The sequence below is a fragment of the Streptomyces sp. NPDC058534 genome, from assembly GCF_042717365.1.
GTDB lineage: Bacteria > Actinomycetota > Actinomycetes > Streptomycetales > Streptomycetaceae > Streptomyces.
Map to the genome: position 1 here is coordinate 39,026 of NZ_JBHXNW010000050.1, position 13,961 is coordinate 52,986.

Annotated in this window: 19 protein-coding genes; 14 read left to right on the top strand and 5 right to left on the bottom strand. The window is 68.2% G+C overall.

The genetic code is table 11. The features are described from left to right. The 10 genes from ACFWR9_RS27380 to ACFWR9_RS27425 all read left to right on the top strand — a co-directional run bounded on the left by ACFWR9_RS27380 (position 1) and on the right by ACFWR9_RS27425 (position 7,693). Entirely contained in the window at positions 1-1,257 is a 1,257-nt protein-coding gene (locus tag ACFWR9_RS27380) for a CpaE family protein (protein WP_383846542.1), read from the top strand. Continuing rightward, on the top strand, positions 1,254-1,643 hold the full coding sequence (locus tag ACFWR9_RS27385) for a TadE/TadG family type IV pilus assembly protein (protein ID WP_383846543.1): 390 nt from the start codon (positions 1,254-1,256) through the stop codon (positions 1,641-1,643). Before ACFWR9_RS27380 ends, ACFWR9_RS27385 begins: the two co-directional genes overlap by 4 nt. Positions 1,644-1,656: 13 nt before the next feature. Further along, positions 1,657-2,055, top strand: a complete 399-nt coding sequence (locus ACFWR9_RS27390) for a TadE/TadG family type IV pilus assembly protein (RefSeq protein ID WP_383846572.1) — start codon at positions 1,657-1,659, stop codon at positions 2,053-2,055. 18 nt (positions 2,056-2,073) lie between these two features. Continuing rightward, positions 2,074-3,411, top strand: a complete 1,338-nt coding sequence (locus tag ACFWR9_RS27395; RefSeq protein WP_383846544.1) for a CpaF family protein — start codon at positions 2,074-2,076, stop codon at positions 3,409-3,411. Positions 3,412-3,420: 9 nt separating this feature from the next. Next, on the top strand, positions 3,421-4,365 hold the full coding sequence (locus tag ACFWR9_RS27400) for a type II secretion system F family protein (protein ID WP_383846545.1): 945 nt from the start codon (positions 3,421-3,423) through the stop codon (positions 4,363-4,365). Positions 4,366-4,411: 46 nt separating this feature from the next. Continuing rightward, complete coding sequence (locus ACFWR9_RS27405; RefSeq protein WP_383846546.1) at positions 4,412-5,311, top strand: DUF5936 domain-containing protein; 900 nt, start codon at positions 4,412-4,414, stop codon at positions 5,309-5,311. Between the two features lie 345 nt (positions 5,312-5,656). After that, positions 5,657-5,857 carry a Flp family type IVb pilin gene (locus ACFWR9_RS27410; protein WP_383846547.1) on the top strand — a complete coding sequence of 67 codons (201 nt, stop codon included), beginning with the start codon at positions 5,657-5,659 and terminating at the stop codon, positions 5,855-5,857. Then, on the top strand, positions 5,854-6,453 hold the full coding sequence (locus ACFWR9_RS27415; RefSeq protein WP_383846548.1) for a pilus assembly protein TadG-related protein: 600 nt from the start codon (positions 5,854-5,856) through the stop codon (positions 6,451-6,453). The genes ACFWR9_RS27410 and ACFWR9_RS27415 overlap by 4 nt, the downstream gene beginning before the upstream one ends. Before the next feature lie 33 nt (positions 6,454-6,486). Next, a complete protein-coding gene (locus ACFWR9_RS27420) occupies positions 6,487-7,065 on the top strand; it encodes a hypothetical protein (RefSeq protein WP_383846549.1) in 579 nt (192 codons plus the stop codon). Positions 7,066-7,072: 7 nt separating this feature from the next. Beyond that, positions 7,073-7,693, top strand: coding sequence for an OmpA family protein (locus ACFWR9_RS27425; protein ID WP_383846550.1), 621 nt, complete (start codon positions 7,073-7,075; stop codon positions 7,691-7,693). Between the two features lie 9 nt (positions 7,694-7,702). Here ACFWR9_RS27425 and ACFWR9_RS27430 read toward each other — a convergent pair whose 3' ends face one another. Then, the gene (locus tag ACFWR9_RS27430; protein WP_383846551.1) at positions 7,703-7,894 is read right to left on the bottom strand and encodes a hypothetical protein; all 192 of its coding nucleotides are present in this window, start codon (positions 7,892-7,894) and stop codon (positions 7,703-7,705) included. Between the two features lie 9 nt (positions 7,895-7,903). Further along, positions 7,904-8,755, bottom strand: coding sequence for a helix-turn-helix domain-containing protein (locus ACFWR9_RS27435; protein ID WP_383846552.1), 852 nt, complete (start codon positions 8,753-8,755; stop codon positions 7,904-7,906). Between the two features lie 266 nt (positions 8,756-9,021). On the opposite strand from ACFWR9_RS27435, the gene ACFWR9_RS27440 reads away from it, so the two are divergent. Together ACFWR9_RS27440 and ACFWR9_RS27445 are read left to right on the top strand one after the other, a co-directional pair. Continuing rightward, entirely contained in the window at positions 9,022-9,513 is a 492-nt protein-coding gene (locus tag ACFWR9_RS27440; protein WP_383846553.1) for an ATP-binding protein, read from the top strand. Between the two features lie 97 nt (positions 9,514-9,610). Next, on the top strand, positions 9,611-10,171 hold the full coding sequence (locus ACFWR9_RS27445; RefSeq protein WP_383846554.1) for a hypothetical protein: 561 nt from the start codon (positions 9,611-9,613) through the stop codon (positions 10,169-10,171). 125 nt (positions 10,172-10,296) lie between these two features. On the opposite strand, the gene ACFWR9_RS27450 is transcribed toward ACFWR9_RS27445, so the two are convergent. Then, on the bottom strand, positions 10,297-10,671 hold the full coding sequence (locus ACFWR9_RS27450; RefSeq protein ID WP_383846555.1) for a DUF192 domain-containing protein: 375 nt from the start codon (positions 10,669-10,671) through the stop codon (positions 10,297-10,299). A gap of 256 nt (positions 10,672-10,927) precedes the next feature. Between ACFWR9_RS27450 and ACFWR9_RS27455 the strand changes: the two genes are divergently transcribed. Together ACFWR9_RS27455 and ACFWR9_RS27460 are read left to right on the top strand one after the other, a co-directional pair. Continuing rightward, positions 10,928-11,590, top strand: a complete 663-nt coding sequence (locus ACFWR9_RS27455) for a hypothetical protein (protein WP_383846556.1) — start codon at positions 10,928-10,930, stop codon at positions 11,588-11,590. Further along, complete coding sequence (locus tag ACFWR9_RS27460; RefSeq protein WP_383846557.1) at positions 11,578-12,618, top strand: hypothetical protein; 1,041 nt, start codon at positions 11,578-11,580, stop codon at positions 12,616-12,618. The genes ACFWR9_RS27455 and ACFWR9_RS27460 overlap by 13 nt, the downstream gene beginning before the upstream one ends. 342 nt (positions 12,619-12,960) lie before the next feature. Here ACFWR9_RS27460 and ACFWR9_RS27465 read toward each other — a convergent pair whose 3' ends face one another. Together ACFWR9_RS27465 and ACFWR9_RS27470 are read right to left on the bottom strand one after the other, a co-directional pair. After that, positions 12,961-13,293: a hypothetical protein gene (locus ACFWR9_RS27465; RefSeq protein WP_383846558.1), complete on the bottom strand. Its 333-nt coding sequence runs from the start codon at positions 13,291-13,293 to the stop codon at positions 12,961-12,963. A gap of 130 nt (positions 13,294-13,423) precedes the next feature. Then, entirely contained in the window at positions 13,424-13,951 is a 528-nt protein-coding gene (locus ACFWR9_RS27470) for a hypothetical protein (protein WP_383846559.1), read from the bottom strand. Positions 13,952-13,961 lie beyond the last annotated feature (10 nt).

Genomic DNA, 13,961 nt, shown 5'->3' on the forward strand with positions numbered 1-13,961 from the left:
ATGGCCACGAGGATCCTCCCGGCAGTCGGCGACGCGGACGCCGTACGGTCCATCACGACCCTGCTCAGCCAGCTCCCGGACGCCGAGCCGGTGGCCCCGGTGGCCGACTCCACCCAGCTCGTCGACACCCTCGCCCGCCTCGCCGCCGAGTCCGTCGACGAACTGCCCGAGGTCGTGATCGTCCACGAGCGCATCGGCCCGGTGCCGGCCCTGGAACTGATCCGCGAGGTCGCCCTCCGCTTCCCGGCCGTCGGCGTCATCCTCGTCACCTCCGACCCCGGCCCCGGCCTCTTCCAGGCCGCCATGGACTACGGCGCCCGCGGCCTGGTCGCCCTCCCGCTCGGCTACGAGGAACTCGCCAGCCGCGTCCAGGCGGTGGCCCAGTGGTCGGTGGGCGTACGCCGGCACCTGGGCAGCGGCGGCGACGTGTTCACCGGCGCCGGTGGCACCGTCGTCACCGTCAGCGGCGCGAAGGGCGGCGTGGGCACCACCCTCACCGCCATCCAACTGGCCCTGGCCGCACAGGCGTCGGGCCGGCCCACCGCACTGCTCGACATGGACCTCCAGGCCGGCGACGTCGCCTCCTTCCTGGACGTCCAGTTCCGCCGCTCCGTGGCCGACCTCGCCGCCATCACCGACCTCTCCCCGCGTGTCCTGGCCGACGCCGTCTTCCGGCACGACAGCGGCCTCGCCCTGCTGCTGGCCCCCGCCGAGGGCGAACGCGGCGAGGAGGTCACCGACCGCGCCGCCCGCCAGATCGTCGGCGCCCTGCGCTCCCGCTACGAGGTCGTCGTCATCGACTGCGGCGCCCAGCTCGGCGGGGCCGGCGCGGCCGCCGTGGAGATGGCCGACACCGCGCTCCTGGTCACCACCCCGGACGTGGTCGCCGTACGGGGTGCCAAGCGGGCGGTGCGGATGTGGGACCGGCTCCAGATCCGCAAGGCGGAGGAGACGACCGTGGTCGTCAACCGGCACACGCGGGGTACGGAGATCCAGCCCCCGCTGATCCAGCGGATCACCGGCACCGCGATCGCGGGCACCGCCGTCCCCGCCAACTTCAAGGAACTCCAGGGCGCCGTGGACGCCGGCCGCGTCCACGAACTCGACTCCCGGAGCACGGTGAAACAGGCCCTGTGGGCCCTCGCCGGCGAACTCGGCCTGGTCAGCGCCCCCGAGGAGGCCCGCAAGGGCCACGGCCGCTTCCGCGGCGACCGGGGTGCGGCGAGCTTCCGGCGCCGGAGGGACGGTGCGGGATGAGCGGGTTACGGACCAGGCGCCGGGACTCCGGTCAGGTGACCATCGAGTTCCTCGGCATGATTCCGGCGATCGTCGCCACGCTGGTGGTGCTGTGGCAGCTCGTTCTCGTGGGATACACGTACACCCTCGCGGGTAATGCTGCGGACGAGGCGGTACGGGCGGCCACGGCGGCCGACCGGGGGGCGAGGCAGGGAGCCTGCCAGGAGGCGGGCCGGGACAAGCTGCCGGGCGCGTGGGAGGGGGGCGCCGGTGTGGACTGCGGCACCGGGGGCGGCTACGTCACCGCCGACGTGCGCATCGAGGTCCCCATCCTCTTCCCGGGCACCGTCAGCTTCCCGTTCACGGTGCACGGGCACGCGGGGGCCGTCGAGGAGGAGGACGACTGAGATGGCGTACTCCATGTGCCGACGCGGGAGGGGCAGGGTCAGGGACCGGGACCGGAACTGCGGCTGGGGCCGGGACAGGGACCGGGGCCAGGCGGCCATCGAGTACCTCGGCTTCCTCCCGATCCTGATCATCGTCGGCATGGCCGTCGTACAGCTGGGCCTGATCGCCTACACCGCCCAGCAGGCCGGCACGGCCGCCCGCGCCGGGGCCCGCAGCGCCTCGCTCCAGGAGAGCGCCCAGGGCGCCTGCGCGGCGGCCGTCAGCAGCTGGCTGGCGGACGGCACCGACTGTCCGCCCTCGTACGGCGGCGACGAGGTGACGGTCACCGCCACCGTCGACATCCCCTCGATCGTCCCCGGTTGGGACTTCGACCCCGCCACCCGGACGGCCACCATGCCGCTGGACCACTGACCGAGGAGCCGAGGACGCATGAGCCTGCGCGCACGCATCCACTCGCCCGAGGAGCACGGCAGCCGGGGCGAGGACGGACACCTGGTCGCCTCCTACCGGGCCAAGCTCCTGGAGGAGATCGACCTCGCGGAGATGAGTTCCCTCGCGATGGCCGAACGCCGGGCCCGCCTGGAACGGGTCCTCGGCCACATCATCAGCCGCGAGGGCCCGGTCCTGTCCACGGTCGAACGCTCCCAGCTGATCCGCCGGGTGGTGGACGAGGCCCTCGGCCTCGGCATCCTGGAACCGCTCCTTGAGGACGCGTCCGTCACGGAGATCATGGTGAACGGCCCCGACGCGATCTTCGTCGAGCGCGGCGGCCGCGTCGAACAGCTCCCCCTCCGCTTCGCCTCCCACGACCAGCTGATGCAGACCATCGAGCGGATCGTCTCCACGGTCAACCGCCGCGTGGACGAGTCGAACCCGATGGTGGACGCGCGCCTCCCCTCCGGCGAGCGCGTCAACGTCATCATCCCGCCGCTCTCCCTCACCGGCGCGACGCTCACCATCCGCCGCTTCCCGCGCTCCTTCACCCTCCACGAGCTGATCGGCCTCGGCTCGCTCGACGAACACATGCTGTACCTGCTGGCCGGCCTCGTGCAGGCCCGCTTCAACATCATCGTCTCGGGCGCGACCGGCACCGGGAAGACGACGCTCCTCAACGCCCTCTCCGGCCTGATCCCCGAGTCCGACCGCATCATCACCATCGAGGACTCGGCGGAACTCCAGCTCCAGCAGGCCCACGTCATCCGCCTGGAGTCGCGCCCGCCCAACGTCGAGGGCCAGGGCCGCGTCACCATCCGCGACCTCGTCCGCAACTCGCTGCGCATGCGCCCCGACCGCATCGTCGTAGGCGAGGTCCGCGGCGGCGAGTCCCTGGACATGCTCCAGGCCATGTCGACGGGTCACGACGGCTCGCTCGCCACGGTCCACGCCAACAGCGCGGAGGACGCCCTCATGCGTCTCCAAACCCTGGCCTCGATGTCGGACGTGGAGATCCCGTTCGTCGCCCTGCACGACCAGATCAACAGCTCCGTCGACGTCGTCGTCCAGCTCACCCGCTTCGCCGACGGCGCCCGCCGCATCACCGAGATCGCCCTGCTGGCCAGCCATGGGGGCGAGCCGTACCGCCTGGCCACGGTCGCCCGCTTCAACGCCCGCCCGATGACCGCGGACGGCCGCGTGCACGGTGCGTACGAGTACTTCCCCCTCCCGCACCGCACCGCCGAGCGCCTCTACATGGCCAACCAGCCCGTCCCGCAGGCCTTCGGCGTCGCCCACTCCCTGGACCAGCTCACCACCCGAGAGGCCAGGTAGGACCGCCGGATGAAACTGGAAACGCTCGTCACGCTCACCACCGGCATCACGCTGCTGACCTGCGTCCTGGCGGTCGTCGGCCTGCACTCCTACGCCGCCGGCCGGGCCCAGCGCGCCGCCCTGGTCGACCGCCTCTCGGCCACCGGGCAGATACCGGTAACCGGCCGACGGCGCCGCTTCCCCACCCTGGACCGCCGCCTGCGCCGCACCAAGCTCGGCAGGAAGCTGGAACTGCGCCTGGCCGCCACCGGCCTGGACATCACGCCCGGCGAGTTCTTCGCCTACATGGTGGCGGCGGTCGCCGGCCTGTGGCTGGTGGGCCAGGCCGTCCTGGCCCCCTTCTTCGGCCCGCTCGCCGGCCTGCTGGGCATCGGCGCCGCCGTCCAGTTCCTCAACTGGCAACGCCAGAAACGCATCGAGAAGTTCATCAACCAGCTTCCCGAACTCGCCCGCATCCTCGCCAACGCCACCCAGGCCGGCCTCGCCCTGCGCACCGCGATCGGCATGGCGGCAGAGGAACTGGAGGCCCCGGCCGGCGAGGAACTCGGCAAGGTGGCCGACCAACTCGCCATCGGCGCCTCGATGGACGACGCCCTCGGCGAACTGGCCGACCGCCTCCCGTCCCGCGAACTCGTCGTGCTGGTCACCACCCTCGTCCTCTCCAACCGCGCGGGCGGCCAGGTGGTCAGCGCCCTGCGCAACCTCACGGAGACGCTGGAGGAGCGCAAGGAGACCCGGCGGGAGGTCCGTACCCAACTCTCCCAGGTCAACATGACCTCGTACGCCGTCCCTGTCCTGGGCGTCGGCTCGTTGTTCCTGATGAACGGCGTGAAGGACGGCGCCCTGGAACGCATGACGGGCTCCTCGGTCGGCCAGGCGGCGGTGATCATCGCCTTCGCCCTCTACGCGGTCGGCTTCGTCCTCATCCGCCGCCTTTCTCGCATCGACGTCTGAGGGGGCTGGAATGGGAACGGGAATGGGAACGGGAATGGGAACGGGAATGAGACCGGGAATCGAACTCCTCCTCGCCCTGCTCATGGGCGTGGCCGTGTGGGGCGTCTTCGCGGGCATCCGCATGTACCGGGCCGAGGCCAAACTCCCCGACGACCTCGCCCTCGCCCTGGAGGTCGGTTCCACCCGCACCGGCCCGGTGGACTCCCTCATCGACCGCATGGGCATGCGCTACGCACCCGCCGTCCTGCGCCTGATGGGCCCGGCCCTGGTGGCCAGGTACCGCCGCAGGATCGACCTGGCGGGCAACCCCGGCGGCCTGACCATCGACCGCTACGCCGCCCGCCGCGCGGTCTACGGCTGCCTGGGCGCGGTGGGCTTCCTGGTCTTCCTCCTCCGTGGCCAGTTCGTGGTCGCCCTCCTCCTCCTGGCCTTCGGCGCGTTCTGGACGGAGGTCGGCATATGGTCGGCGATCCGCATCCGCAAGGACGTCATCGAGCGCACGCTCCCGGACTTCCTGGACGTACTGGCGGTCGTGGTGAGCGCGGGCCTCGGCTTCCGCCAGGCCCTGGACCGCGTGGCGATGCGCTACGAGGGCCCCTGGGCGGACGAACTCCGCATCACGCTACGCCAGATGGACCTCGGTATGAGCCGCCGCCAGGCCTTCGCGAAGCTGCGCCGGCGCAACGACTCCGAACAGGTGGCGATGTTCGTGACAGCGCTCCAGCAGGGCGAGGAACTGGGCGCCCCCATCGTCGAGACCCTGGTCTCCCTGGCCAAGGACATGCGCCGCACCGACGCCCAGAACGCCCGCCGCAAGGCCGCGCGAGCCGTCCCCAAGGCCACGATGATGATCACGACCTTCATGGTCCCGGCCACGATGATCCTCCTCGGCGCGGGCCTGATCCTGGGTTCGGGGACGGACTTCGGAACGATCACGGGCGAGTAGGGAGGGGGGAGAACGTCATGTCGATGACGCGGCCGGTGAAAGGGGGCGGCGTAAACCATCACGGTGCGACTGCACACGAAGCGATGACGTCAACAACCAATGATCTAAGGCCCAGTGGGGCTACTTCCGTGCAATACCTTTCGCACTTGCAATCTGCTGTGGGAGAGTCGTTGTCTGGTACTCCCGACAGGTCGGGGTCCCAACGGAGCGCGAGGGGGGTGGAGTTCGTGGACGACACGATACCCGGCACGACCGGCCGGCGACCCGCCCCCCACATCCACCGCGCGCCCGGGGCGACCTCGATGGACCGACCCACAGCAGCCGTCCACCCTGGAGGGGAACACCATGACCAACTGGCTCCACACCACCACCGCCCACCTGCACACCCGCGCCGCCGCCCGCAACGACAAGGGCCAGACGGCTGTGGAGTACCTGGGGATCATCGCGGTGGTGGTGGCGATCGTGCTGGCGATCACGGGGACGGATATCGGGCAGACGATTTACAACGCGATCAAGGACAAGATCACCGAGGTAACCGGCGGTTGAGGCTTTCTCGCCGGAACTGTGACGCAGGGCAGGCATTCCCCATCTACATCACGGTGGTGGGGGGCCTGCTCTTTCTCGCGTTCGCGTACTTCGCGGTCGGCCAGGCCGCCGCGACTCGCAGTGAGGCACAGACGGCGGCCGACGCCGCGGCTCTCGCGGCGGCCATGGAGACCCGGGACGGTCTTGCGGACGAATGGCTCGAGAACGTGCTGGAGCCCGATACATGGCTGGACATCTTCGAGGGCAGGGCGCCGTTGCCGAGTGCGTGCTGGCGGGCTCATGAGCTGGCGGCACGCAACGACGCGAGCGTGGACTGCGAACCGGACGGACTCCTGGGCTACACGGTCGTCGCCGAGACCAACGACACCGTGGGGGACACCATCGTGCCGGGCACGGAAAGCCAGACGGCGACCGAGACCGCGACCGCCGTCATCGAGGCCCGCTGCTCGTTCAAGCCGCTCGCCGAAGATTCTGCCGACGACGCGCTGCCCAGGCTCTCCTGCCAGGGCGGCGAGGAGTGGGAGTTGAAGCCGGATGATCTCTCGGACCTACCGAAACCCGAGGACCTGTTCTATGTCCATCTGGCCGACAGCTGACAAGCGAACGACGAGGACGAAGGAAGCGGAGACATGAGCATTCGGTTCACAACAAGGGCCCGCGGAGGACTGGCCGCCTGGCCCGTCGCGGTCGTGCTGGCCTTCGCCCTGGTGGGCTGTGGTGGTGGAGGCGACGACGACAAACCGGAGGCTTCGTCGTCCTCCTCCAAGAGCAGTGAGGCCCAGCCGGATGCCCAGGAGGGAGACTCGGAGGAGACCCTGGCCGAGCTGAAGGGCCCCAACGGTCTGTTCCTCAAAGTCACCGCCGCACAACGAGATGCGGGGGGCTTCATCACGGTGAGCGGCGATCTGAAGAACGATGGAAGCAAAACCGTCAACGTTCCCGCCCAACTGAGCGGAAACGAGACCGAGATCATCCGGAACGGCAGCTCTCTCGGCGGCGCCACCCTGGTGGATTCCAAGGGCAAGAAGCGCTACTACGTGCTGCGTGACACGGACGGGCGCCCACTCACGACCACCAACTTCCCAGCGATGAAGACAGGCGAGACCTTGCCGGTCTTCATGCAGTTCCCTGCGCCCCCGGCCGATGCCACCGAGGTGACACTTCAACTGCCCATGTTCACGACCGGCACCATCGAAATCTCGGGGTGAGCCCGCCATGACCTCACCCCCGCGCCTGGCAGCCGCTGTCACGCTCGTACTCGCCACGACCATCTACGGCACCACGACCTCCCACGCCGACGACGACCCCAACGACCCCCCGGGCACCGAACCCTCCGCCTCCGCCCCCATGGACGTGGACCCCAACGACCCGGACCTGAAGCTCCCCGACGGGGCCACGCTCGCGCAGGCGAAGGTGCTGGACATCAAGTCCGTCGTGGAGGAACAGAGCGGCGACGAACGCCGCGAGGACACCAACACGAGCGTGACCCTCGCGCTCCAGGCGGAGGTCCTGTTCGGCAAGGACAGCGCGAAACTCGGCGCGGAGTCGAAGTCCCGTATCACCGGAATCGCCGAGGAGATCAAGACCCAGAACGCCACCCGCGTCCGAGTCTTCGGCTTCACCGACAACCTCGGCTCCTCCGCCCACGGCGACGTACTCTCCAAGAAGCGCGCCAACGCCGTACACGACGTCCTGTCCCAGTCCCTGAACGACGCCGGCATCACCTACGAGGTCCGCGGCTACGGCGAGCAGTACCCCATCGCCGACAACTCGACGGAGGCCGGCCGCAAGAAGAACCGCAGGGTAGAGGTCTCCTTCCCCCGCACGGGAAGCTGACTGACCGACTCAGAGCAGATGGTCCGCCTTGCCCGCCTTGATCTCCAGGATGAGCGACCGGAGAGCTTCACGGCTGTCGGTGAGAGGGCGGTCCTCCTGCCCGGCGACGGCGATGTAGGCGTTGCCTTCGGGGTCGGTACCTATGCGAAAGCAGTTGTTTCCTTCTGCGCAGAACGGCTCTTCCCAGCTGATGTCGGCCATGACGGCTCCTCAGAGTTGACGTGCGATGGAGTGAATGAGGTCCCGGGAACGCTGCGGATCAAATGACCTCGCGTGCCACCAGTCCATGTGAGCACCGTACTTCGCAAGCTGCGCATCGGCGTGAGTGAACTCTCCGCCATGCGCGGAGTCGAGTTGCACGGTGTCGAGTTGGGACACCACGCCGTGGGCGTAGAGGACAGCGTGCCCTGCACCGGGAAATGCGCCAACTTCAACTGGGAGAACGCGCAGGTCGACGTTGTCTCGCTCGGACACCTCGCAAAGGTGGTCCAACTGCTCCCGTGTGTTCCGCCGCCCCCCGAACTGCATGTGCAGCGCGCATTCGTGCACGTAGGTCACGTATTCGACAGCGCTGTCGTGATCCAGGACCTTCTGCCGCTGCATGCGCAACGCAACGCGTAGCTCGACTTCCGACCTGGGCAGGGGCGGTAGTGCGGAATCGAATACGGCGCGGGCGTATCCGCTCAACTGCAGGAGCCCAGGGATGTGCACCGTCTGCAGGCTCCGCAGACGTGTGGAGAACCACTCCAACTCAGCTACGTCCAGTAGACCTTGCGGAAGCTGGCCCCTGTAGTGATCCCACCAGCCGCGCTTGCGCGACTCAGCCATGCTGATCAGTGCGTCGATGTACACCTGATCCCTGCATTCGTAGTCGCTGGCGAGTATCTGGATGCGCTCGGGGGAGATGGCGCGGACACCCGCCTCCATGTTGGAGACCTTCGTCCTGTCCAGTCCGAGCAGCCCGGCGGCGTACTCCGTGTTCCGCCCCGCCGCCATGCGTAGCTTGCGCAGCTCTGCACCCACTCGCCGCTGTCGCACGGTGGGTGTTGCACGTGTTGGCATTCGACGCCTTCCTCCCCCTGGCCGACCTCCAGTCTGCCCTCAGTACCCCAGTCGATCCAACTCGTTGGAGACAATTTCCTCAAGAAGGTGGCACACGTTCCCTGTCTGCCCGTACATTCGGTGACAGGTCGACTACGACCCGCATCGACCCGGAAAGGCATCGCGCGAGCCTGCCCGCACTCTCCTGCCCTGGGAGGGGTGTACTCGCGTCAGGGGGACGAGCCACCGGGCCGACATCAACCACCCCATCAAAACGAGGAGTTGCCATGCCTGCGTCCCTCACGACCTGTCTCGCCCCACTCCCCGACGACCCGCTCCCCGGGCAGCCGCGCCCGGAAGCCCTGGCGTACAGCCTCACCCTCCCCGCCGCCCCGCAGAGCGCGTCCGTAGCTCGCGCGGCGACGCGCACCATCCTCCGGACGCACGGTCTGGAAGGCATGACCGAGGCCGCGGTGCAGGTGATGAGTGAACTCGTCGCCTGTGCCTGCCGTTTCACACCCACCGCCGAGGTGTACATCGCGCTGCGCTACCGCGACGAGGCACTCCGGGTGATCCTCTACGACGGCCACGCCCGCCACACGCACCCCCGCCTCGCGGCCGCCTGTGAAGCCCGGCGCAGGTCGGCGCTCCGGGTCATGGCCTGCGTGGTCCGGGCGTGCCGCGGGGACTGGGGCTTCGGCGACGCCCGCGAACCGGGAGGCGGAACGCGCATGTGGGCTGTGCTGCCGAGGGACCGGGCCCGCCAGTACTTGGCGTGAGGCTGCGCCCGCGCCCGGACATACTGACCGAGTGACTTGGGAATGCTGGTCGGCGAGGGCTGCACCGAGGCAGCGGGCAACGCTGGGGGAGAGGGCGATGGCAGCGACGTCATCAGGCAGGTCTCTCCTCATCGTGGCGCTGCTGACCTTGGTGACGACAACCGGCTGCGACGGCTCGCACGAGGCCGACGGGGTGCCCTCGCAGAATGGTCAAGGGGCGAAGACCGGGTCGGCGCAATCCTCCTCGCCTCCACCCTCGTCCGGCTCCGTCGCCGACGGCACTGTCACCACGCGCCCCTCGCCGTCGGCGGCGGACGGGCGCGACATCGGCGCCTGCGCGGACGGTGACTGTCAGATCCTGGTGCCCGAGCCGGTCACGGTCCACTTCCGCGGCCCGTCCGGAGCGGCGACCCTGCGCGTCACCGAGGTCGGCCCGAACGAGGTCGCCTACACGGTCGAGTCAGGTCAAGGCCAGTCCAAGGGCAGTGCTCGCGGTCCGGGGCGGGGGTGCCTCACCGTTCTCCGTGGCAACGGCAGCGGCAATTCCTGCGGCGGTCTGGGCGACGGCACCAGGCCGGCCCCCCGCCCCGACGCTGTGGTGATTCAGGTAGCTGCCGGAGCGGACGGGACGGTCGTCCTCGACATCGTTTCCAACTGACAACGAGGTGAGTCGGCCGGTCGCACAGCGGCCGCACCTGGCGAGACGTAGAGGCAGCCGGCTCAGCGGGGCTGGACAGCTCATACGGTGTCAGTGGCCGTGCCCCCGACGGATGCAACCTGCCCCTACCCTTCGACGACGAGGATCTGCGCCCCCACCCGCACCCCCCACCCGGCCATGGCCCCGGCCTCGGCCTCCAGCACATGCCGGGAACGCAGCCGGGGCAGCCCCAGCCGGCCAGGCCGCATGGTGCGTACGGCGATGACGCGGAACCGCCGGTCGAGGTAGGCCACGTCGATGGCCATCCGCATCCGGAAGGTGTGCACGCTGCCGGCGGGAGTGAGCAGCATCGCCCCGTCAAGGGAGCCCCGCCCCAACAACCCGCGGGCACGCGCACGGTACGACCGGGCAATCTCCAGCGGCACCCGCACTCCAGGCACCCCGGCCTCCCCCTCCACCACCAGGACACCCGTCCCGTCCCGCCATAGCCGCCGCCCCATCCCGACACGCCTCCCCGCCACGTCCTGAGCCTTTGCTGCTTCCTCTACGAAATGTTCTGGAACAACACCGGGACCCTGCAACCGGAGTGCGGACCCTCTCGTGTTACGCAACAGTTATGGCCGAAGAAGCCACACGTAAGGCTGATTTGGACCCATAGGGCACCGCGGGGATACAGGTTTCACCCTGGTGCGGCCGGAGCCCGGTGGATAGCGTTGCTTCGCTGAAGAGAACCCTCGTCCCACCCAGGAGCCCACCGTGACTCGCCGCCGCCCCTCCCTACTCGCAGCGCTCACGCTGACCGCCGCTGCGGCCCTGACGCTGTCCGCATGCGGAGGCGACGACAGCTCCTCCGACGCGAAGGACAAGATCGCGGGCGCGGACACGGGCAGTTCTACCCCGTCGGCCTCACCGGACACGTCCGAACCGTCGACGGCGGACCGACCGGAGATCGAACTGCCCTCGGACCTCTCCTACAAGTTCGAGTGGCCCAAGACGGGCGACAAGGACAAGGATGCGGTGCTTGCCGACAGTGAGCAGTCCATCAAGGCCGTGGACCTGGCCATCGTGAACCAGGACGCACTCGACAAGGCATACCTCTACTACTACGAGGGCGAGGCCGCGGCCGGTACGCAGGAGTTCATTCAGAACTACGTTGATCAGAAGGCGGGGCTCACAGGGAGTTACCGCTTCTACGCCCCGGAAGTAACGGTCGACGATGACGGTACGGCGTCCTTCACATACTGCGAGGACCAGGGCAAGGCGTATGTGAAGTACCTCAAGACCAACAAGGTCAGGAAAACTGAGGTAACCGCAAAGAGCTACGTCATCTACCACACCTCACTCCGGAAGAACAGTGAAGGCGTGTGGCAGATTCAGAAGGTCGTCTCGCAGAGTGGGAGTGCCAAGTGCCAGCCCTGACCCGTGCGATGAGAGTGCTACCGATCACCGTCATGGTCGGCGCATCTTTCTCATTTCTCGCCCTGCCCGGCTCGGCACGAGCGGACGATATTCTGGACGGCACGCAGAACACGGAAACGGAACAGCGTGCGGAGACCGGCCCCGAGGGCACTGTCGGGGTCACCGTCGGCGGTGTGGTGTTCGATCGCTCCAAGAACGGCAGCGGTGGTTCTGCGGGGGCGTTGACCTCGTCCACGTCCTGGACGCCGCCACCGTGCTGGTACGCCCCCAAGTACACCCCCGAGCAGTTGCAGAAGTACCTGGAACCGATCTGGGAGGTCGGCTCTACGGGGTACGAGTGGGATGCCAAGCAGCGGGAGAAGTACAACGCCAAGGACGAGAAGAAGGGCTTCAACAAGGACAAGACCGGTAAGGGCTATTGGTGGAGCTCGTACGTCAATAAGAGCTACCCGCCGGGTTGGGACTCGTGTGACGAAGACTACTTCTGGGTCGACACGGGCGATGCCCCGCCCGCCGACATCGAGAACGCCGTCACTCCGGAGGTCCTCGCCGAACTCGCCTACGCGGAGATCCGCGTCCCGGGAACCGAGGTGACACTTGCGCCCGCCGAGGCGACCAAAGTGAACCTGCCGACGTGGGCGTGGCTGGACGTTGCCGAGTTCAAGCCCGTTTCGGTCACCGCGTCCGTGGAGGCCATCGGTATCGAGGCGACGGCCACGGCGGAGCCGGTCTCACTGGAGATCAAGCCGGGAACCGCGGATGCCGAGACCTACCCGGCTTCGGGCGTATGCGAAATCAATGACGGTCGCATTGGTGAGCCGTACGCGAAGGGCAAGGCGGACGCCACGCCACCGTGCGGAGTGAAGTACCTGCGTTCCTCGGGCGACGGCACATTCCCGCTTCAGGCGACGGTCACGTGGGAGATCCACTGGACCGGCAGCGGCGGCGCGGGAGGTGATCTCCCCGACGGAGCGTTCGGTGCAACGCAGAACGTCGTCGTCCAGGAGATCCAGGCCGTGAACCGCTGATACGGCGTGAGGCTGCCGACGAGCCGATGGCCTTGCGTGGCCACGTCGATGGGCATCCGTATTCGGAACGTCCCACCGACGTCCCCGTCCTGTCAGCGCCGCCCGTCCCCTCCCGGTGTCCTCCTCGTGGTCGGCCACCCGCCGGGGCCGCAGTGTTGGTTTCCTCGAGCTCACGCGCCCGCTACAGCCACTCTCCGCCGTCGCCTTCCGCGTCGATGCCGTAGTTGCGTACCACCACGACCAGTTGTACGGGCATGTCGGTGTCGTCGTGCTTGGCTCCTGCCAGGACGACCTTGTCCGAGATCCGCCACGCGGTGTGATCGACATAGTCCGAGCCGACCGTCAGATCCTCGTCGGTGCTCTCCAGCCGGGCTCCGAGGGCCCCTGATTCGAGCTGGGCGACGAGGCCCGGAAGTTCTGCGGAAGCAGCGTCATAAAGGTCGTCGATGTACGGGTCCGGATCGGCCGCTCTTCATCGACGTCTCGGTGCCAGACGGTGAACTCCACCTGAACCACGGGTCCGTCTCCCTGGATCCACGCATGGGCGTCGCCGCGCCGCCAGGTCGTCGGCCATTCCTTCGCCGGATTCCTGCGATGTCCAGCCCAGTGCGCAGCGTCGAGAACGGCCGCCGCCGCGGGGCCGGTGAGCTCGTCGAGCTCGGACAGCTGGTTCACTTCCGCACTTACATCTACCATTTACTCATTCCGCTCATACCGTTCCCTGGCACGCGAAATGCTGCCAGCATGCTGAGGTCCGACCGCCCTGCGGATTGCGGACTGCCTGCAGGGGTCGAGCCCTGGTGGGTCAGCCGTAGGGGTTCGTGGAGAACTCAGGACGATCGGCGGGGAAGTCGGGTGGGAAGAACGGAACGACCGTCGCACGCGTGAGTAGGTCGAGGACCGTCGCCGTCGAACTGCGTGGGGAGACGACTGCACGCAACTGCCCCGCCTGGATGATCGCGGTCGGCCACTCCTCCGGACTCCCACGAGCGATCCAGGTCAATAGATCGGCATTGTCAGTCACCCCCCATTGGATGAGATCGTCGGCATCGAATTTTTGCTCGCCCAGATCGTCATGGATTGCGTTGAGTTTCTTTCTTTGTAGAACGGTCCGCAGGTCGCGGGTGCGCTCGGGGATGTCGAGCTGGCCACTCTGGGCGCCCTCCGCGAAAATCCACAGGAATTCATCGAAACACCCCGTTCCATATGTTTCGATCAGTGCCTTATGGCTGGCCGGGATCGTGATGTGTCCGGTGGCCCGACCGAGTGCCGGGCGAGCCGGAGGGGGGCACAGTGTACTGAGGCGAGACAAGGCGGCATCCGCGGTGTCCATGATCAGATTT